At 59.2% G+C, this 18,156-nt stretch carries 10 protein-coding genes and 1 tRNA gene; 4 read left to right on the forward strand and 7 right to left on the reverse strand.

Annotated features, from left to right (window positions below; translation table 11 throughout):
• The 3 genes from aspS to cmk form a co-directional block, all read left to right on the forward strand.
• The coding region (gene aspS / locus VIH17_03740) for an aspartate--tRNA ligase (GenBank protein HEY4682345.1) at positions 1–1,788 on the forward strand (1,788 nt) is incomplete at its 5' end.
• An 80-nt stretch (positions 1,789–1,868) separates the two neighbouring features.
• Positions 1,869–3,812, forward strand: coding sequence for a DNA mismatch repair endonuclease MutL (mutL, locus tag VIH17_03745; GenBank protein HEY4682346.1), 1,944 nt, complete (start codon positions 1,869–1,871; stop codon positions 3,810–3,812).
• A gap of 239 nt (positions 3,813–4,051) precedes the next feature.
• Positions 4,052–4,744 carry a (d)CMP kinase gene (cmk, locus tag VIH17_03750; protein HEY4682347.1) on the forward strand — a complete coding sequence of 231 codons (693 nt, stop codon included), beginning with the start codon at positions 4,052–4,054 and terminating at the stop codon, positions 4,742–4,744.
• Positions 4,745–4,911: 167 nt separating this feature from the next.
• Here the strand turns inward: cmk and VIH17_03755 are convergent, their stop codons facing one another.
• The 6 genes from VIH17_03755 to tig all read right to left on the reverse strand — a co-directional run bounded on the left by VIH17_03755 (position 4,912) and on the right by tig (position 14,819).
• A complete protein-coding gene (locus VIH17_03755) occupies positions 4,912–7,206 on the reverse strand; it encodes a nitric-oxide reductase large subunit (protein HEY4682348.1) in 2,295 nt (764 codons plus the stop codon).
• 208 nt (positions 7,207–7,414) lie between these two features.
• Complete coding sequence (gene rho / locus VIH17_03760) at positions 7,415–8,671, reverse strand: transcription termination factor Rho (protein ID HEY4682349.1); 1,257 nt, start codon at positions 8,669–8,671, stop codon at positions 7,415–7,417.
• A 501-nt stretch (positions 8,672–9,172) separates the two neighbouring features.
• Positions 9,173–11,587 carry an endopeptidase La gene (gene lon, locus VIH17_03765; protein ID HEY4682350.1) on the reverse strand — a complete coding sequence of 805 codons (2,415 nt, stop codon included), beginning with the start codon at positions 11,585–11,587 and terminating at the stop codon, positions 9,173–9,175.
• 12 nt (positions 11,588–11,599) lie between these two features.
• Positions 11,600–12,850 carry an ATP-dependent Clp protease ATP-binding subunit ClpX gene (gene clpX, locus VIH17_03770; protein ID HEY4682351.1) on the reverse strand — a complete coding sequence of 417 codons (1,251 nt, stop codon included), beginning with the start codon at positions 12,848–12,850 and terminating at the stop codon, positions 11,600–11,602.
• Between the two features lie 14 nt (positions 12,851–12,864).
• Positions 12,865–13,485: an ATP-dependent Clp endopeptidase proteolytic subunit ClpP gene (clpP, locus tag VIH17_03775; GenBank protein ID HEY4682352.1), complete on the reverse strand. Its 621-nt coding sequence runs from the start codon at positions 13,483–13,485 to the stop codon at positions 12,865–12,867.
• A 59-nt stretch (positions 13,486–13,544) separates the two neighbouring features.
• Positions 13,545–14,819 (reverse strand): trigger factor, encoded by a 1,275-nt coding sequence (gene tig / locus VIH17_03780; GenBank protein ID HEY4682353.1) that lies wholly within the window; start codon positions 14,817–14,819, stop codon positions 13,545–13,547.
• 2,342 nt (positions 14,820–17,161) lie between these two features.
• On the opposite strand from tig, the gene VIH17_03785 reads away from it, so the two are divergent.
• A tRNA-Leu gene (locus tag VIH17_03785) sits at positions 17,162–17,248 on the forward strand.
• A gap of 642 nt (positions 17,249–17,890) precedes the next feature.
• Here the strand turns inward: VIH17_03785 and VIH17_03790 are convergent.
• On the reverse strand, positions 17,891–18,156 hold a 266-nt coding region (locus VIH17_03790), incomplete at its 5' end, for a hypothetical protein (GenBank protein HEY4682354.1).

Here is an 18,156-nt window from a genome sequence, read left to right on the forward strand (position 1 = left end):
TTGCTTGATTCTCTCGGCGAATTGAAGCGCACTCACTACTGCGGCGAACTGCGGCCAAGCCACGTTGGCCAAGGCGTGGTACTGATGGGCTGGGTGCACGGTCGGCGAGACCTGGGCCAGCTTATTTTCATTGACCTGCGCGACCGGACGGGAGTGGCCCAGGTGGTCTTCAATCCTGAGATCAATGCCGAAGCCCACCGACGTTCCGGCGAACTGCGCAGCGAGTTTGTGGCAGCGGTTGAGGGCAAGGTGGCGAAGCGAACGAAGCCGAATCCAGGGCTGGCCACGGGCGAGGTGGAGGTGATCGCCGAGCGGGTGTGGATTCTCAACGAATCGCGCACGCCGCCCTTTGTCGTAGAAGATGAAACGACGGCCAGCGAGGAAACACGGCTGAAATTCCGCTATCTGGATTTGCGCCGGCCGCGGTTGCACCAAAATATCGCGTTGCGCCACAAACTCATCTTCACCATTCGACAATATCTGGACAGCCAGGGATTCTATGAGATTGAAACGCCTTTTCTGACGCGCTCGACGCCCGAGGGAGCGCGTGACTATCTTGTGCCCAGCCGAATCCATCACGGGCACTTCTACGCCCTGCCGCAATCGCCACAAATTTTCAAACAGCTTCTGATGATCGGCGGCATGGAGCGATATTTCCAGATCGTGCGCTGCTTCCGGGACGAGGACCTTCGGGCTGACCGCCAGCCCGAGTTCACCCAGCTTGATTTGGAGATGTCATTCGTCCAACGCGATGATGTCTTTTCGGTCATCGAACAAACGATGGCACGGGCGTTTGAGGTGGCCGGGATCAAGATTCAAACGCCTTTTCCGCGGATGCCATACGCCGATGCCATCCGGCGCTTTGGCACGGACAAGCCAGACATGCGATTTGGCATGGAGCTGGTGGACGTTTCCGAGGTGTTTTCGGCGCCCGCGGTGAGGGCAGGGTTGCAGGTCGAGCCGCCCGTCTATGCGGTAGTTGTTCCCGGCGCCAGCGGATTCTCTCGGAAACAGCTCGACGAACTGGGCGCACTCGCGAAATCCGCCGGAGCGAAAAGTCTCTATTCGGTCAAAGTCACCGACCAGGGTTTGCAGTCTTCGCTCGAAAAGGTGCTTGGGCGGGAGACGCTGGAGACGCTGGCGCGAACCTGCGGGGCAAAGGCTGGGGAATTGATCCTGGCGGTGGCCGCGGGTACGAAAGCACCGGGAAAGGACCTAGCGGCGGCCGTTGCCGGAGCCTTGCGTTTGCATCTAGAACGGAAACTGAGCCGCTTCGAACGAAAGCAGTATGCGTTTGTCTGGATCGTCGATTTTCCTCTCTTCGAATACAGCGAGGAGGAGAAGCGGTGGGTCTCGTCGCATCACCCTTTTACCGCCCCGGCTGACGAGGATATAGACAAAATCCTTGGCGACCCGGCCAGAGTGCGGTCGAAAGCGTACGACCTTGTGCTAAACGGCATCGAACTGGGTAGCGGCTCGATCCGAATTCACCGGCAAGACGTGCAGGCGCAAGTCTTTCGCGCGCTGGGGATGAGCGAAGAAGAGGCGCGGCAGCGCTTCGGCTTCTTTTTGGACGCGCTCGCTTACGGCACGCCGCCGCACGGCGGCATCGCGCTGGGAATTGACCGCATCGCGATGATTATGGCTGAGGGTGATTCCCTCCGCGATGTGATCGCGTTCCCCAAGACAACCAGCGCGACCGATTTGATGGCTGAGGCGCCCGCCACCGTTGGTCCCACCCAACTCGATGAACTCGGCATCGCCCTGAAGCCGCCCGAGAAGCCCTAATGAACTGAAGCCACGACCGGCTTGAAAATGGCTCAGGTGAGGCAAAAAATGCGCCACCTGCGCTACAATGCAGCATAGATATGCCATCCATCCGCATCTTGCCCGAGACGGTGGCGAACAAAATCGCTGCCGGTGAGGTGGTCGAACGCCCCGCGTCGGTTGTCAAAGAGCTGGTTGAGAACTCGCTCGACGCGGGCGCCACGCAAGTATCGGTGGAAGTGGAATCGGGCGGGAAGCGACTTCTGCGGGTAGCCGACGATGGCTCAGGGATGAGCCACGACGATGCGCTGCTTGCCTTTGAGCGCCACTCCACCAGCAAACTCCGCACGGCTGAAGATTTGGTTTCGATTGCCACGTTGGGCTTCCGCGGCGAGGCGTTGCCGTCGGTCGCCGCCGTTTCGCGGATTGTGCTTGAAACGAGGTCGCAGGAAGAAGAAGCGGGGACGCGCATCGAAATTGCCGGCGGAAAGCTGATGAGTGTCAGAGCGGCGGGGTTGCCGCCGGGAACGTGCGTTACCGTCCGCGATCTCTTTTATAACGTTCCCGCCCGACGCAAGTTTCTCAAATCGGAGACCACCGAGCTGGGCCACATCGCCTCCCTTGTCACCCACTACTCTCTCGCTCATCCCGAGAAGAGCTTTGTCCTCAAGACACCGACGCAGGAAATCATGAACGTTGGGCCGGTGGCAAGCTACCAGGACCGAATTTTTCAGCTCTTTGGAAAGCAAGCACTCGATGAGCTTTTGGAACTCAAGGAGACAAAGGTGGCAGCGCCGCCAGCGCCCTGGGAAACGGGCTCGGCGGCCGCGGTGGGCGAGCCAGGCGACACCGAGCGCGAGCCGGCGGAGATGGCTATCCGCGGATTTGTCTCGAAGCCGGAGGTGCAGCGGCCAAATCGGAACGCAATCTACGTCTTTGTGAATCGCCGGCTTGTGCGGGATCGGCTGATCCTGCACGCCATTCACGAGGCTTATCGCAATATCCTGCCTTCGGATGCCTTTCCAACCGTACTGCTTTTTCTGGAACTTCCCTTTGCCGAGGTGGACGTCAACGTTCATCCCTCGAAGGTGGAAGTGCGCTTTCGTCATTCCGCGTGGGTTCACGACAGCGCCCGCGAGGCCATTCGGGCGGCGCTGACCGCGCTGAAGCCCATCGCCAGCTTTCCCAGCGTCGGCCGGCCGGCCCAACGAGCCGCCGGAGTGGCTGCTGCTGGCACAGGCCCGAGTCTTCAACAGGCGATTCCAACCGATGTTCCGATGTCGGATGGGGCGGGTTTCGAACTGGAACCCTATCAGCCGGCGCCGGAACCGCAACGGTTTTCGTTTGAAACGGGCGAAGCGATTCCGTTGGCTTTGTCGGACGAGTCCCGACAAGGCGTGACAGGAACCTTTGCAAATGCGGCCGGGCAGCCGGCGAGCACGGCGCCGACAACTACCGAAGCGGAAATCGCCAATCTGAAGCCATTGGGTCAGGTAAGCAACAGCTTCATCGTTGCGGTCAACGCCTCCGGTCTGTGGATTGTGGACCAGCACGTAGCCCACGAGCGGGTCCTGTTTGAGAGGCAGTTGCGCGAGCGGCAAGCCGGACAGGTGACCGGCCAGCGCCTTTTGATGCCCATAATCGTCCAGCTCAGCCCGTGCCAGCAGGCTACGTTCGACCAAATTGCCGCCGAGCTGCGCTCGAGCGGCTTCGACGTCGAGCCGTTTGGCCAGCGCACGGTAGCCATTCAATCGGCGCCAACCGGGATCAGCACGAGCGACCTGGACAAGCTGCTTGTCGAACTTCTGGACGGAGTCGAAAAAGACGCACAGACAACGAATGTAGAAACCCTCCGCAGGAAAATTGCCGCCTCGGTGTCGTGCCACGCGGCCATCAAGATCAACATGCCGCTCGATCAGCGGAAGATGGAATGGCTGCTGGGCGAGCTGGCGAAGACCGATTGTCCGATGAGCTGTCCGCATGGGCGGCCCATCGTATTGCGCTACAGTCTTCGAGAGATTGAAAAAGCTTTCAAGCGGGTTTAGAGCGTGGCGAAACTGGCGATTTCGAAGAACCGGGTGGAGGAATGGCGCGAGCGAGGGTGGCGGCAAACACCGTCGCGCTCAGCCGACGCAATCGCGGAGAAGGACTTGCTGCATTCTCTACGGTGCCTCCCTCGCGCGCCGGAGCCGGGACCGGCACTACACGCCGAATCCCGGCCGGGTGCGATTCGGGCTCTCGGTGTCAGCTTTGTCCGGCCGTAGTTTTTGGGGGAAAGGCGGAGATGAAGGATCGCCGGCGCGTGATTGCCATAGACGGTCCGGTTGGGTCGGGGAAGAGTACGGTGGCAAAACGGGTTGCGGAGAAGTTGGGCTACGCGTATGTGGATAGCGGGGCGATGTATCGCGCGGTAGCAAGGGCGTCGCTTGACCGCAAGATCTCTCCGGCGGATGAAGAGGGTGTTTCGCGACTGGCGGCTTCGCTGCGGGTGGACCTGAGGCCGGCGGCCGATGGGCTGAATGTTTTTGTGAATGGCGAGAACGTCTCCGCCCGTTTGCGAAGTCGAGAAGTGAGCCAGGCTACTTCCGAGTTGTCCCGATACGCCGGGGTGCGGGCGCCCATGGTGGCGGAGCAGCGCCGCGCGGCGGAAGCGAACGATCTGGTCATGGAAGGACGCGATATCGGGACAGTGGTCTTCCCTGACGCTGACCTGAAGATATTTCTCGACGCCTCCCCGGAGGTGCGGGCAAGGCGGCGCTTTGCCGAGCATCAGGAAAAGGGTGAGGCTTCCGACCTGGGCCAGATTGAAAAGGAAATCCGAGAACGGGACAAGCGAGACGCCGGGCGAAAGCTATCTCCGCTCAAGCGCGCCCGGGACGCGGTCCATATTGACACCACGGCGCTCTCAGCCGAGGAGACGGCGGAGCTCATCGTGTTTCTGATGAAACACAAGGAGGCGACGCTATCCCGGGGGTAGGAATTCTTCCCTTGTTTTGACCGAAACCCAGGGTATTGGTTGCCGGGAGCAAGCACGCCACGCTGGGCGGAATTCTTCGTGCCCACTTCCTTCCCGGCATTTACTCTCCCTTGATGGGTTTTTGGCCGAACGTCTCCGCCGCATTTCGCTTTCGACCGGCAAAGGACTCAGCGTTGACGCCCAAGAGAGGGCGCCTCCGGGCCGGGGGTGGTGCCACGATTTGCGCGTCGAAGGTGGAAGATGCCTTTGGTCACGAAAAGGGCAAGGGCGAGGGCGCCGATGGCAAACAAGGTGTCACCGGGCAGGCGCGCCCAAATGCTGAGCTGCATCGGGCGCGACTGGATAAACTCGATGCTGCGCGCGTACCAGTAGCCTTCCCTCATACTGGCGATGACCTGCAAGAGTCCGGTGGTGAAGAGGCTGGGCACACACATGAGGAGAAGCCCCACGTTCATGCCCCAGAAAGCGACCCATAGGAGGCGCCCGTCGAAATAGTCCGGGTGAATCAAATAGCGCAGAGGAAAAAGCATCAGGCCGATGGCCATCATGCCGTAGGCGCCCATGAGCGCGGCGTGGGCGTGGAGGGGAGTCCAGTAGGTGCCGTGCTGAAAGTAGCTGACGATCGGCAGATTCACTAGAAATCCGAAAACACCCGCGCCTAAGAAATTCCAAAACCCGGCCGCAGCGAGGAAATAGATGGGCCACTTATGCACGAGCGGCATCTTCTGCCGCTGGCCGATGCGCTGAAAATTAGTTGCTACGAGGGTGAGGATCGTGAGCGGAATCACTTGCATGGCGCTGAAGACGGCGCCGAGCGCCATCCAAAATTCCGGCGCGCCAATCCAGTACCAGTGATGGCCGGTGCCGATGATGCCGGTGCCGAGATAGAGAAACGCATCCAGGTAAACCAGCCGGACGGCGCTGTCCTCAGTGACCAGCCCAATCTGAGTGAAGATGAAGGCGATGATGGCCGTGGCAAAAAGCTCGAAGAAGCCTTCGACCCACAGGTGAATGACCCAGAAGCGCCAGTAATCGGCCACATTCCAGTGGGTGCCGGGAGTGTAGAAAAGGGCGAAAACATAGAACAGCGGGATAGCAATCGCGCAATAGAGGAGCAGATAGGAGAGACCGGCTGCGCCTTTCGAGGGCTTGCGTTCGGCTTTGAGTCGCGGCCAAAGGGGGCGGATAAAAAGCCACGCCCAGAAAACCATTGCGGCGACGAACGCAATTTGCCAGAGCCGCCCCAGCTCGAAGTACTCCCAGCCTTGATGGCCGAGCCAGAACCACCACTTGCCGAGACTGTCGCGCACTCCAAGCCAGATGCCGGAAAGGCTTCCCACCGTCACGCCAACAATGAGCGCAAAGAGGACATTGACATAGAGCCACTGACGAGGAGGTTCGCGCTCAGCAAGCTGGTTGACCACAAACAGCCCGCTCAGCAACCACGCGATGGCAATCCACAAAATGGAAAGTTGGACATGGAAGCTGCGGGAGACGTTAAAGGGCAAGAAATTCACGGTGGAGATGCCGTAAAACTTTGAGCCTTCAACAAAGTAGTGGACGGAAAGTGTGCCCATCGCTACCTGGGCTACGAGCAGCCAGGCAACCACCAAAAAGAATTTGCCGATGGCGCGATTGGCGGCGCTGATGGGAAACGTCCCCGGGTCAGGAACGTTGATGGGAACTTCGGGCGGCGAGGGCTGCCAGCCGAGACTCCGATAGCGACCCATGAAGAAAAGCATCGCCGCAAGACCACCGATGAGACCAATCAAACTGAGGGCGCTCCACAGGACTGCGCCGTGCGTCGGTTCGTTCCCCACCGCCGGCTCGTAGGGCCAGTTGTTGGTGTAGGAGTAGCTTGCGCCGGGCCGCGGCGTGACCGCTGCCCATGCTGTCCAGGCAAAGAAAGCGGTCAGGTTGTAAACCTCGCTCTCTTGGGTGATGGTGTCACGTCGGAGGGTGAGACGGTCGTCGCCGTTGCGAAACAGGTCACTGTAATGCCGGACCAGAGCTTGGAAGGCAGCGACCTCGTCCTCGGGAAGAACAAGCTTGCCGGTGGCAGCGTCATAGCGATTGGTCTTGAGCTCCGCCCGGACCGCCTGGTTCACGACCGCTCTTTGTTGGTCAGTGAGCTGCGCGTAGCTCTTGAGAAAAGTGCGCATCGCTTTGGCGTCGCGCACGATTTCGCATTCCCGGTGGAGGTAGTCGGCGGTGAAATCCGGAGCGAGGTAGGCTCCCTCGCCGAAAACACTGCCATGGTCCATCAGACCGTATTTCTGGAAGACGGATTGTCCGTCCAGAATCTGTTGGCCTGTGAGAAAGACGTTGCCCTTAGGATCCACCACGGAGATGGGGATGGGCGGCTTCACCCGGAACCAGAGCAGCCCGCCCACAATGAGCACCGTGTAGCAGAGAATGAGCATGAAGAGGAGGCCGTAGCGCCAGGGGTTGGTGAGTCGCATGTTGAACTCGTTCCGGCCAGCGGTCAGGGCGAATCTGATCCTGAGAGAGGATTATAAGCCAGTGAGAACGACAGGCGGACTCGTGTTCCGGCGTTCGTTGTCGAAAGGGAAATAGATTCCCCCTGAGGGGCTGTCCCGCCCAAGCGGGACCGAGGTGTGTTGCCGAGAGCGTGGAGCCCAGCGAGCAAAGGCGCGAATCTCGAAGAGGCTACCCTGGATCGCTCATGCGGTTCAGGAATTCGCTGTTGGACTTCGTCTTGGAAAGCTTATCGATGATAAGTTCCATCGCTTCCACCGGCGAGAGCGGATTGAGCACCTTGCGAAGAACCCAGATGCGGTTCAACTCGTCGCGCGGCATGAGGAGCTCTTCCTTGCGCGTGCCGGAGCGATTGATGTCAATGGCCGGGAAGACGCGCTTGTCCACCAGCCTCCGGTCGAGATTGATTTCCATGTTGCCGGTGCCCTTGAACTCTTCAAAGATCACGTCGTCCATGCGGCTACCGGTTTCAATGAGCGCGGTGGCAATGATGGTGAGCGAGCCGCCTTCCTCGATGTTTCTCGCGGCAGCGAAGAAGCGCCGCGGCCGCTGGAGCGCGTTGGCGTCAATACCGCCCGAAAGGACTTTTCCGGAAGGCGGGGTGATGGCGTTGTAAGCGCGGGCTAGGCGGGTAACGGAGTCGAGCAAGATGACAACGTCGCGCTTGTGTTCCACCAGCCGCTTGGCTTTTTCGAGGACCATCTCGGCAACCTGAATGTGCCGCTGAGGCGGCTCATCAAAGGTGGAACTGATCACCTCGCCGCCGTGCACGGTGCGCTGCATGTCGGTAACTTCCTCCGGGCGTTCGTCGATCAAAAGGACGATCAGGCTCACCTCCTGGTGGTTCAAGGCGATCGAGTTGGCGATCGTCTGGAGGAGCATGGTCTTGCCGGTGCGGGGCGGCGCAACGATCAGGCCGCGCTGGCCTTTGCCCACGGGCGTGAGCAGATCCATCACGCGCGCCGAGATGTTTTCCGTAGCCGTTTCCAGCCGGATACGCTCCTGCGGGTAGAGGGCGGTCAGGTTGTCAAAAAAGATTTTGTTCCGAGCGACTTCGGGGTCTTCAAAGTTGACCGCTTCCACCTTGATGAGCGCAAAGTAGCGTTCGCCATCCTTGGGCGGGCGCACCTGACCGGAAACCGTATCGCCCGTCCGCATATCGAACTTGCGGATCTGCGACGGCGAGACGTAGATGTCATCCGGCCCCGGGAGATAGTTGTACTCAGGCGCGCGCAAGAAGCCGAAGCCGTCCGGCAGACACTCGAGGACGCCCTCGGAAAAGATCAAGCCGTTCTTCTCCGTCTGAGCGCGAAGGATCTGGAAGATCAGCTCCTGCTTGCGCAGGCCGCTCGCGCCGGGGATGTTCAAGTCCACGGCGATTTTGGAAAGTTCCTTGATGTTCTTGTCTTTCAGTTCAGCTAGGTTCATGGATGGTTCTTCACCCGTTCTGGGGTGCGCCGACAGGTCGGGGCGCCCCGTAGTTGCCGCTATTTCCGCTCCCGATAGTGCCTGGAGAGGATGGCGGCGGGTAAACAGGACATGAGTCTTTCGGACTTGCCTCTCAAGAAATCAATGGTTGAAAGCATCTTGGTTTGTAGCAAGGGGCCACCGGGTCACAGGGGTTAACCGCGGCAGGGACTCCATCGGAGTGGAGTTGAGCCTCCCGACGAAGGGCCGTTCCAAGACCTCCTTATGGCCCGCGGGCAACCACCAACTCAGATCACAGCAGCAGCCCGATCTGGCATGCCGCGACTGGTCGGGGCAGCTTGCCCGAGTGGCCGAACTTCGAGCTAGAGCAGCGCGATGGGTGAAACAAAACAGGGGCCGGCTAGTGTCGTTCCCAATCTGATGGCCCTGGACTTCATCCTTCCCTCGACGTCAGTGTTAGTGGCATAGAGAGCGACCTGCCCGAAAGAAGGTGGTCGCGAACTAGTTTGCAATCTGCTGATCGCCCTCAGCCGCGGGTTCAAATTTCGTCGCGATGCTGGAAACCTCGGGCGCGATTGTTTCGCCCGGGCGCAGGGGTCGCTCCAAAGCAATCTCGAGCACCTCATCCATCGTATCCACAAACTTCACGGCCAACACCTCCTGGATTTCCTTCGGGATGTCGGCCATATCCTTTTCGTTGTCCTTGGGCAAAACCACCGTGCGGATGCCCGTGCGGTGAGCGGCGAGGAGCTTTTCTTTCACACCGCCAATGGGGAGCACCTTGCCGCGCAAGGTAATTTCACCGGTCATGGCAACGTCGCAGCGGACAGGGATACGGGTCAGGGCGCTCACGATGGTGGTCGCCATGGAGATGCCGGCCGACGGGCCGTCCTTGGGAATGGCGCCTTCAGGCAGGTGAACGTGGATATCCAGGTGGCGATAGAAATCTTTGGGCAGGCCGAAATGCGACGCGCGCGTGCGGACGTAGCTCATTGCCGCCTGGGCGGACTCCTGCATGACATCGCCGAGCTTGCCGGTGAGCGTCAACTTGCCCTTGCCCTCCATCAAGGTGGCCTCGATGGCAAGCAACTGTCCGCCCACCTCAGTCCAGGCCAAGCCGTTGGCCAGGCCAACTTCGTTCTTCTTTTCGCTTTGTGTGTCGCGGTACTTGATGACGCCGAGGAAGTCCGGCAGCACCTCCGGCGTGACGTTGACAGAGATCTCTTTCCCTTCCTTAATGACCTTGCGGGTGGTCTTGCGGCAAACGTTGCTGATCTCGCGTTCCAGATTGCGCACGCCGGCTTCGCGGGTATAGGACTGGATCAAGAAACTGAGCGCGCTATCGCTGAACGCGAGGTTCTTCTCCGAAAGGCCGGTGGCCTTGCGCTGCTTGGCAACCAGGAAGCGCTTGGCAATCTCCACTTTTTCCTGTTCGGTGTAGCCGGAGAGGCGGAGGATCTCCATCCGATCCTGCAACGGTTGCGGAATGGTGTGGAGCACGTTTGCCGTACAAATGAACATGACCTTCGACAGGTCATACTCCACGTCGAGATAATGGTCGATGAAGCTTTTGTTCAGCTCGGGGTCCAAAACCTCCATGAGAGCGGCTGAGGGGTCGCCGCGAAAATCCATGGACATCTTGTCCACTTCGTCCAGCATGAAGACGGGATTGATGGTGGCGGCCTTGCGCATCATCTGGAGAATCTGGCCGGGCAGGGCGCCGATGTAGGTGCGACGGTGGCCGCGGATTTCCGCCTCATCGCGCACGCCGCCCAGCGAGAGCCGGATGAATTTGCGTCCGGTGGCGCGGGCGATGGACATGCCGAGGGAACTCTTGCCGACCCCGGGAGGACCGACAAAGCAGAGGATCGAGCCCTTCGGGTTTTTCACGAGCTGGCGCACGGCGAGAAATTCCAAAATGCGCTCTTTGATCTTTTCGAGACCATAATGGTCGGCTTCGAGTATTTTTTCCGCCGTCTGGAGATCCTTGATTTCCTTCGATCTCTTTTTCCAGGGCACAGCGATGAGCCAGTCAATGTAGTTGCGAGAGACGGTGGACTCGGCTGACATCGGCGGCATCATTTCCAGCCGCTTCAACTCCTGAATGGCCTTTTCGTGGGTGTCTTTGGGCATCCCGGCGGTGTCAATCTTCTTTTTCAGCTCGTCCAGTTCGCTCTTTTCGCCCCGACCCAGCTCCTTTTGGATGGCTTTGAGTTTTTCGTTGAGGTAGTACTCTTTTTGAGCGCGCTCCATCTGCCGCTTGACGCGATTCTGGATGCTGCGATCCACGTTCAGCTTTTCAATTTCCAATTCGAGGATATCGCCCACGCGGTTCAGGCGTTCGAGGGGCTCGAAAATCTCCAAGAGTTCTTGCTTTTCTTCGACGCCCAACTGGAGATTGGCGGCAATGGTGTCAGCCAGCTTCGAAGGATCATCCACCCGGACGGCGGCGATCATGGTGTCGTAGTTGAGAGTCTGGCTCAACTTGACGTACTGCTCGAAAAGGGTGGTGGCGCGATTGACAGCGGTTTCGATTGGGGGGGTCATTTCCAGCTTGTAGGAGACGACGCGGACGGTGGCGCGGAAGAAGCCCTCCTCGTTGGTGAGTTGGAGGACTTTGCCGCGCTCGATGCCTTCCACCAAGACTTTGATATTCCCGTCGGGGTGTTTCAGGCTCTGGACGATGTTGGCCACCGTGCCCACTTGAAAGATCTCATTGGGCTTGGGATCATCCACCGAGGCGTCATGTTGGGTGGCGAGAAAGATTTTCTTTTCGCCGGCCAGCGCCTCTTCCAGCGCTCGCACTGAACTCTCGCGGCCCACGACGAAGGGGGTCATCATATGCGGAAAGATGACCACGTCGCGAATGGGCATCATGGGCATGCGTTTGATTTCAAATTTTTCGCGGTTGAACATCTCTCCCCTGGGCTATCCGGCCTTTTCCAACAAGCCAAAAATGATTTCGCGGCGCTCCACCATGTCGCGGGTGATCACGAATTCGCGCACCTTGCGTTGGGCCGGAAGGTGATACATCAGGTCGAGCATGAGGTCTTCCAAAATCATACGGAGTCCCCGCGCGCCCACCCGACGCTCGAGGGCGTGATGAGCAATGGTTTCAAGCGCGTCATCGGTGAAACGCAATCGAACATTCTCAAACTCGAACAGCCGCTGATATTGCCGGACGAGCGCGTTCTTGGGTTCCGTGAGAATTCGAACCAGTGCCGTGCGGTCGAGGTCGCCGAGGATGCCGACGACAGGCAGGCGTCCGACAAACTCCGGGATCAACCCATATTTTATCAGATCGGTGGGCTGAAGTTGCTCGAGAAGTTCCAGATTCCGCCGGCCGGGCGTGGCCGGGGGCGTATCCGCCCGAAAGCCCACGGAGCGCTTGCCCACGCGGCGCTCAATGATCTTTTCCAGGCCGACAAAGGCGCCGCCACAAAGAAAAAGGATGTTGGTGGTGTCCACCGGGGTGAATTCCTGGTGGGGATGTTTGCGGCCGCCCTGGGGGGGAACATTGGCCACGGTGCCTTCCAGGATTTTCAAGAGCGCTTGCTGCACGCCCTCCCCGGAGACGTCGCGGGTAATCGAAGGATTTTCATCCTTGCGCGAGATTTTGTCGATCTCGTCTATGTAAATGATCCCTTGCTGGGCGCGGGCGACATCGCCGTCGGCATTCTGCAGCAGCTTGAGGATGATGTTCTCGACGTCTTCGCCGACGTAGCCGGCCTCGGTCAAGGTGGTGGCGTCCACGATGGCGAAGGGCACCTCGAGCATGCGCGCCAGCGTTTGCGCCAGGAGTGTCTTTCCGGTGCCGGTCGGCCCGATGAGGAGAATGTTTGATTTCATCAGTTCGACTTCATCCGGCTGCCGGTTAAGGAAAATGCGCTTGTAGTGGTTATAGACCGCAACCGCGAGCTTCTTTTTCGTCTTGTCCTGGCCGATGACGTACTGGTCGAGGAATTCCTTGGTCTCAGGCGGCTTGGGGAGACGGCGGCTCGCCTGGGCCGTTTGCTCGCGTGTCTCCTCGCTGAGGATTTGGTGGCAAACTCCGACGCATTCGTTGCAAATATAGACGCGGGCGTAATCGGTCGGAGAGGAGATGAGCTTCTCCACTTGCTCCTGCGGTTTGTGGCAGAAGGAGCAGCGGAGGGGCTCTTCGATGTTGCTTTTACGCACGCTTCCGTCCCGTCCTATCGGTGCTTGAAGATGATTTCGTCCACAATGCCATAATCCTTTGCCTGCTCGGCGGACATAATGAAGTCGCGCTCAACGTCTTTTTCAATGCGCTCCAGCGGCTGCTGGGTATGGCGAGCGAAAAGGTCGTTCAGCACGTTACGCATGCGCAGGATTTCCTTGGCATGGATGTCAATGTCCGTGGCCTGTCCGGAGAGGCCTGACATCCAGGGCTGGTGGATGAGAACGCGAGAATTGGGGAGGGCAAACCGTTTCTTGGCGGCGCCGGCAGCGAGCAAAAGCGCCGCGATGGATGCCGCCTGGCCGATGCAGATCGAAATCACATCGGGACGAACAAATTGCATGGTGTCGTAGATCGCCATGCCGGCCGTAATCGAGCCTCCGGGTGAGTTGATGTAGAGCGAGATGTCCTTTTCCGGGTCTTCCGCTTCGAGGAAAAGCATTTGGGCGGTGACCAGATTGGCGACGTGGTCGTCAACGGGCGTGCCGATGAAGATGATGTTGTCACGCAGCAGCCGGGAATAGATATCGTAAGCGCGCTCGCCGCGGTTGGTCTGCTCGACCACCATGGGGATGAGCATCGCACGAACGCCGGAATCGTCTTGCTCGGGCTTCATGGTTCTATCGGGGAAGGAGCAACTCGGCCGCTGGTCTCAAAGGGTCAGGCACCCGCCCGCTATGTGGAACGGATTCGAGCGCTCTCGTAAATGCGGTCGAGAGCCTTCTCGTTGCGGAGTCGAGAACTAATCCTATCGAGCGCCCCTTGTTTTGTCAAGCGAGCCCGCAGGACGCTTGTGCTCTCTCCGCTACGTCGGGCCAGATCGTCCAGCTCCCGGTTGAGTTCCTCCTCCGATACCTCCAAATTCTCCTGGTCGGCCACCCGATCCAGAATCAAGCCTGCTTTCACTTCCGTCAAGGCGCCCTCCTGCTGGCGGCGCCTCAGGCTCACCCAGTCCACGTTTACCGCGCGAGGGTCCACTCCCTGCGCGATCAGGGATCGCGCCGTTCGCTCGAGCCGCACGTCCATCTGACGTTCCACCAGCGCTTCGGGAACAGGGAAGTCATGGGCCGCGACCAGCGCTTCCAGCAGCTTGTCCTTGCCCATCTCCTTTTCGCGGCGATCCCGGGCCGATTCCATGTCCGATCGGATCTTCTTCTCGAGTTCCTCCAGGGAAGCAAATTCGCCGACATCCTTGGCGAAGTCGTCGTTGGGTTCCGGCAACTGCTTTTGCTTGATCCCTTTCACCCGGAGATGGTAGGCAATCGTCTTGCCGTGAAGCCGCTCGTCCGGGTAATCGTCCGGATAGATGACTTCAAAGCGCCGTTCGTCGCCCACCGACGCCCCGCGCAGTTGCCGATTGAATTCCTCCAGCGTCTCGTCCGCACCAATATGGCACATGACGTCCTCGGTGCGGAAGGGCGCTGCCTTACTCACCGCCGGCTTGGTCTCGATGCCGACGAGCGAGAGGACGGCAAAATCGCCATCGGCGAGCGGCCGGCCTTCCACCACGGTATAGGTGGCGTGGCGCTCGCGCAGGTCGGCGATCGCCCGGTTCACGTCCTCGTCCGTCAAGCGGAGCGGCTCGATCTTCACTTCGAGCCCCTTGTATTCCTTCAACTCGAATTCGGGCAAAACCTCAAAGATGGCCCGGAAACGCAACGGCTTACCCTCCTCGAATTCAAGCTTTTCTACGCTCGGGCGGGTCACCGGCGCGAGCTTTTGCTTTTGCATCTCCTGGTCAATGTACTCGGGGATGAGCGCTTGAAGGACTTCACTTTTGATATCCTCTGCGTAACGCTGCCGGATGACGCTCACCGGAGCCTTGCCTGGGCGAAATCCCGGAACGCGCGCCATGCGGGCAAACTTTTGCGCCACGGTAGCTGCCTCGCGGCTCACCACATCCGCCGGAATTTCAATCTCCAGTTGTCGTTTACAGCTCGTCGCGTCCATTTAGGATGAGGCCTGCCCGACCATGCCCGAATGAATTGGATGACAGCCCGGGTCTTTCGGCTGCGCTTGAATATGCGCCAGTGCCGTTCCAACTGCCTGAGGAGAACAACTGACCGGCGCGGCCCATTACCCCCTGTGTGCCGCGAACCTGAAAAACCTGACCTCGGAAAGTTGGAACGGCACCAGAAGTCAGATGAGAACGAGTCTTTTCCCCTGAGATTCGCTTACCCTTCTCGTGAGGTCTCGAGATGTGGCGGAACTCGAGGTCAGTCCTGCGGCCAGGCTCCAGCGAAACCAGAGTTTAAAGGAGCGCCGGACGCGAGTCAACGGAAATCCACCCAGCCTGACTCCTCCGCAGGTAGCCCGGCGGTCCAACCGGTCGAGTGGAGGCACGCGCTATTCCCGGTGGTGACCGGGCCCAGGCGCCCAACCGCCTTTGCCTTCATGGCCGGGAAGGCAATCCCAGCAGCGGCCATCGTGCGAAAAATAGTAAACATGCTGCAAGCGGCCGCAAGCACGGCAGCGCGCTACCGGCGCGCTACACGTTTCACATCGCTCGACGGTTCCTGGCGCACCCGACACCCCGCGCCGACGTGAGGTTCGATCTCTGGATGACCTTTTTGTTTTCATCAGCTCTCCGCCCGGGCGCCCAGGGTTACGAAGGTCGTTCAGCCTCAGCAACCTTCGCGCAAAGTAGGATAGCGCCCCATTTCCCCTTCCGCAAGTGAAGGCGTAGCGAGGGCAGGCCGGTGCATGGACCAATTTCCGGCGTTTGGTGGCGCCAGGGAATCGCGGCGGCCGAGGAGCGTAGGAACCGAGGTTGCCAAAGGATGGCCACCTTCGTTACCCTGTCGGCAGGCGGAAGTGGCGGAACGGGCAGACGCGCAGGACTTGCAAACACGGACAAGCCGCAAGCAAAAGAATGGCCTGCCGTTGGGGGGAGAGGAATCGCATCGAGTCCGGTCGAGTCCGATGAGAGCCTTTGCGGGTCGGTGATTCATGGCTGCTTCATAGCTGCAGTGACTACTTGCTCTCAAGGCAAAAGGTTGCAATTTCGTATTCATGGCGAGCGTGAGTTAGAACTTGTTTCGCGCGAGGCCGAGTGGCCGTGCGAGAAGGAGGTAGACTGGAAATCAGAGTGGCGACAAGGCAGGAAACATAACCTCTATCTGTGTGAGAATCACGCCAGAGAACAAGGGCTAGTCTGGTAGCCACTGAGCCACGCTCGCTGAGTCGGCAGCGAGCATCCACCTTATTTAGTACGACAACGCCTACGTTTCTAAGAGAAGCTGGGGATGCTTTTTTGCAATGTTGAGTAGCTTTAGGGCAGCGTGCTGGGGATGGCGAGTACCTTGCTCCCAGCTTTCCACGGTCCTGGGGCTGACGTTTAGAAACCGGGCGAACCGAGCCTGGCTGGCGTTCAGCGCGAGTCTGATCTCGCGAATCTTGGCAGGACTAAATGGCTTCGGCGGAGGGGGAAGCTCTGTAACCCGCAGATTCACCGACTGACCCTGCTCATACCGCAAGGAATCAGCAAGGGCGAGCCTCAAGTCCTCGAACACTTTCACCTTCTTACGCTTTGCCATGTTGTTCCTCCTCTACCGGCCTTTAATCTCTGTGACCATCTCGCGTAGGATGGCACGCTCAGCCGTCGTCAGATCCTCCTGCTCATCCTTGTCGAAAAGCAAAAGCAAGTGAATGTGTCCGCGATGTTCGAGATGTAGATACAGGTACCGAAAACCTCCTCGCTTGCCTTTCCCACGGACAGGGTTGGAAGTTCTGCCCTTCCGTATTCCTCCGAGCCCCCTGACAACTTTGCCGCTTGCTCGGTTTTCCAGCAGATCACCTTGGATTTCGCTTAACACACGATCCGCTGAAACCCCGGCCAATTGGTACAGACGCCGCGTGAAGGCGGCGGACTCAATGAATACCACAGCGTAGGATATACCACTTTGTGGTATCTCTGTCAAGTGGAAAAGATTCGTCTGCCTCGACCTACGGGGTCGAGAATCAACTGATTTATGGACGGTCTGGTCGCGGGAGCAACCCGCTTTGCCAGCCCAATTTAGATGCATAGTCTGTGCATAGATCGCTGGCACTGCTTGACAAGGGCAGCGTGTGCAATATACGGTTCCGATTCATAAACTGTGGGTTCGGAAGTATCGGCAACATGTCGAGGCGCTGGTAAGGAAGACGGATGACCGTATCCGCCGTCACCTCAAAGCCTACGGTTAATATGGCAAGGCATCACCCCAAGTACCCCAAAACCAGTACGGGCGGCTAGGCCATTGCATTTAGCAGGCAATAGCCTGGGTAGGTCTAACCCACGTATAATCAACTACGCGGAAGTGGCGGAATTGGCAGACGCGCAGGACTTAGGATCCTGTGGCCGCAAGGCCTTGTGGGTTCGACCCCCACCTTCCGCACCAAAATTCGCGTGGCGAATTTTGTCCCGAGCGAACGAAGTGAGCCGAGGGACCGCCATCTCGGAACTGCCCCTGGGCTGGAGTTGTTATCTCCTCCTCTGCGTGGATGGCAGATATTACTGTGGAATCACAAGCAATCTCCCCCAACGACTACGCGATCATCGCTCAGGAAGGGGTGGCTCCTTCACCAGCGACGCGAAACCTTTGGCTCTGGTCTGGTACGAAAGGCACAACGACCGTTCCTCTGCCGCGAGACGGGAACACCAGCTCAAGTCGTGGAACCACACCAAGAAAGCTACGCTGGCCGAAGGCCGCTGGCGGCTCTCGCCTTCCGCAGTCGCCGTGAGGGTTTCCCTCGATTAACTCGGGACAAGCTCTCCCCTCCTCCAGCACCAAGCTTCCCAGGAAACCTTTCACAATTCGACTTCTGATTCGGTGTCCCTCAGACCAGGCAGGTCGTATTTATGGCGCGTGTGGCTTGGCGGTCAGACGTTAGACGGCTGCCCGCTGGCAGTGCAGGCAGAAACGGGGCCGAACGAAGAAGCGTCGAGGCAGTCAAAATACGTTTCGTCCCGCCCTGCGGGACAAAAGGGTGGCACGCACTCGATTTTTGGATTTCGTCTTTCGAGTTTCGCTTTTCGGTCGTTACAGTCGTGCCAGGCACGCCTTCTCGCAGGTGACCGGCGCCGTGCCGAAGAGCGAGCAGGCAGTGACGTCGGCGGCTTGCACGGAGCCGAATTCGCGCTCGCTGTAAAGCACCACCATTTTGGCGCGCGTACTCTTATCCGGGCAGCGCACCGAACGCTTCAGACGCCCGGGCCCGTAGCTGCGGATGGCCACGGCCACGGTACCCCAAAACAAGATGTACCAGGCAACCACAAGCAGGTACACATGCTCGTTCACGGGACCCT

This window comes from Candidatus Acidiferrales bacterium, assembly GCA_036514995.1.
Lineage (GTDB): Bacteria > Acidobacteriota > Terriglobia > Acidiferrales > DATBWB01 > DATBWB01.

Bases quoted from the DNA above. Each gene is read 5' to 3' on its own strand.
- mutL (HEY4682346.1), top strand. From the start codon at position 1,869: ATGCCATCCATCCGCATCTTGCCCGAGACGGTGGCGAACAAAATCGCT.
- cmk (HEY4682347.1), top strand. From the start codon at position 4,052: ATGAAGGATCGCCGGCGCGTGATTGCCATAGACGGTCCGGTTGGGTCG.
- VIH17_03755 (HEY4682348.1), bottom strand. From the start codon at position 7,206: ATGCGACTCACCAACCCCTGGCGCTACGGCCTCCTCTTCATGCTCATT.
- rho (HEY4682349.1), bottom strand. From the start codon at position 8,671: ATGAACCTAGCTGAACTGAAAGACAAGAACATCAAGGAACTTTCCAAA.
- lon (HEY4682350.1), bottom strand. From the start codon at position 11,587: ATGTTCAACCGCGAAAAATTTGAAATCAAACGCATGCCCATGATGCCC.
- clpP (HEY4682352.1), bottom strand. From the start codon at position 13,485: ATGAAGCCCGAGCAAGACGATTCCGGCGTTCGTGCGATGCTCATCCCC.
- tig (HEY4682353.1), bottom strand. From the start codon at position 14,819: ATGGACGCGACGAGCTGTAAACGACAACTGGAGATTGAAATTCCGGCG.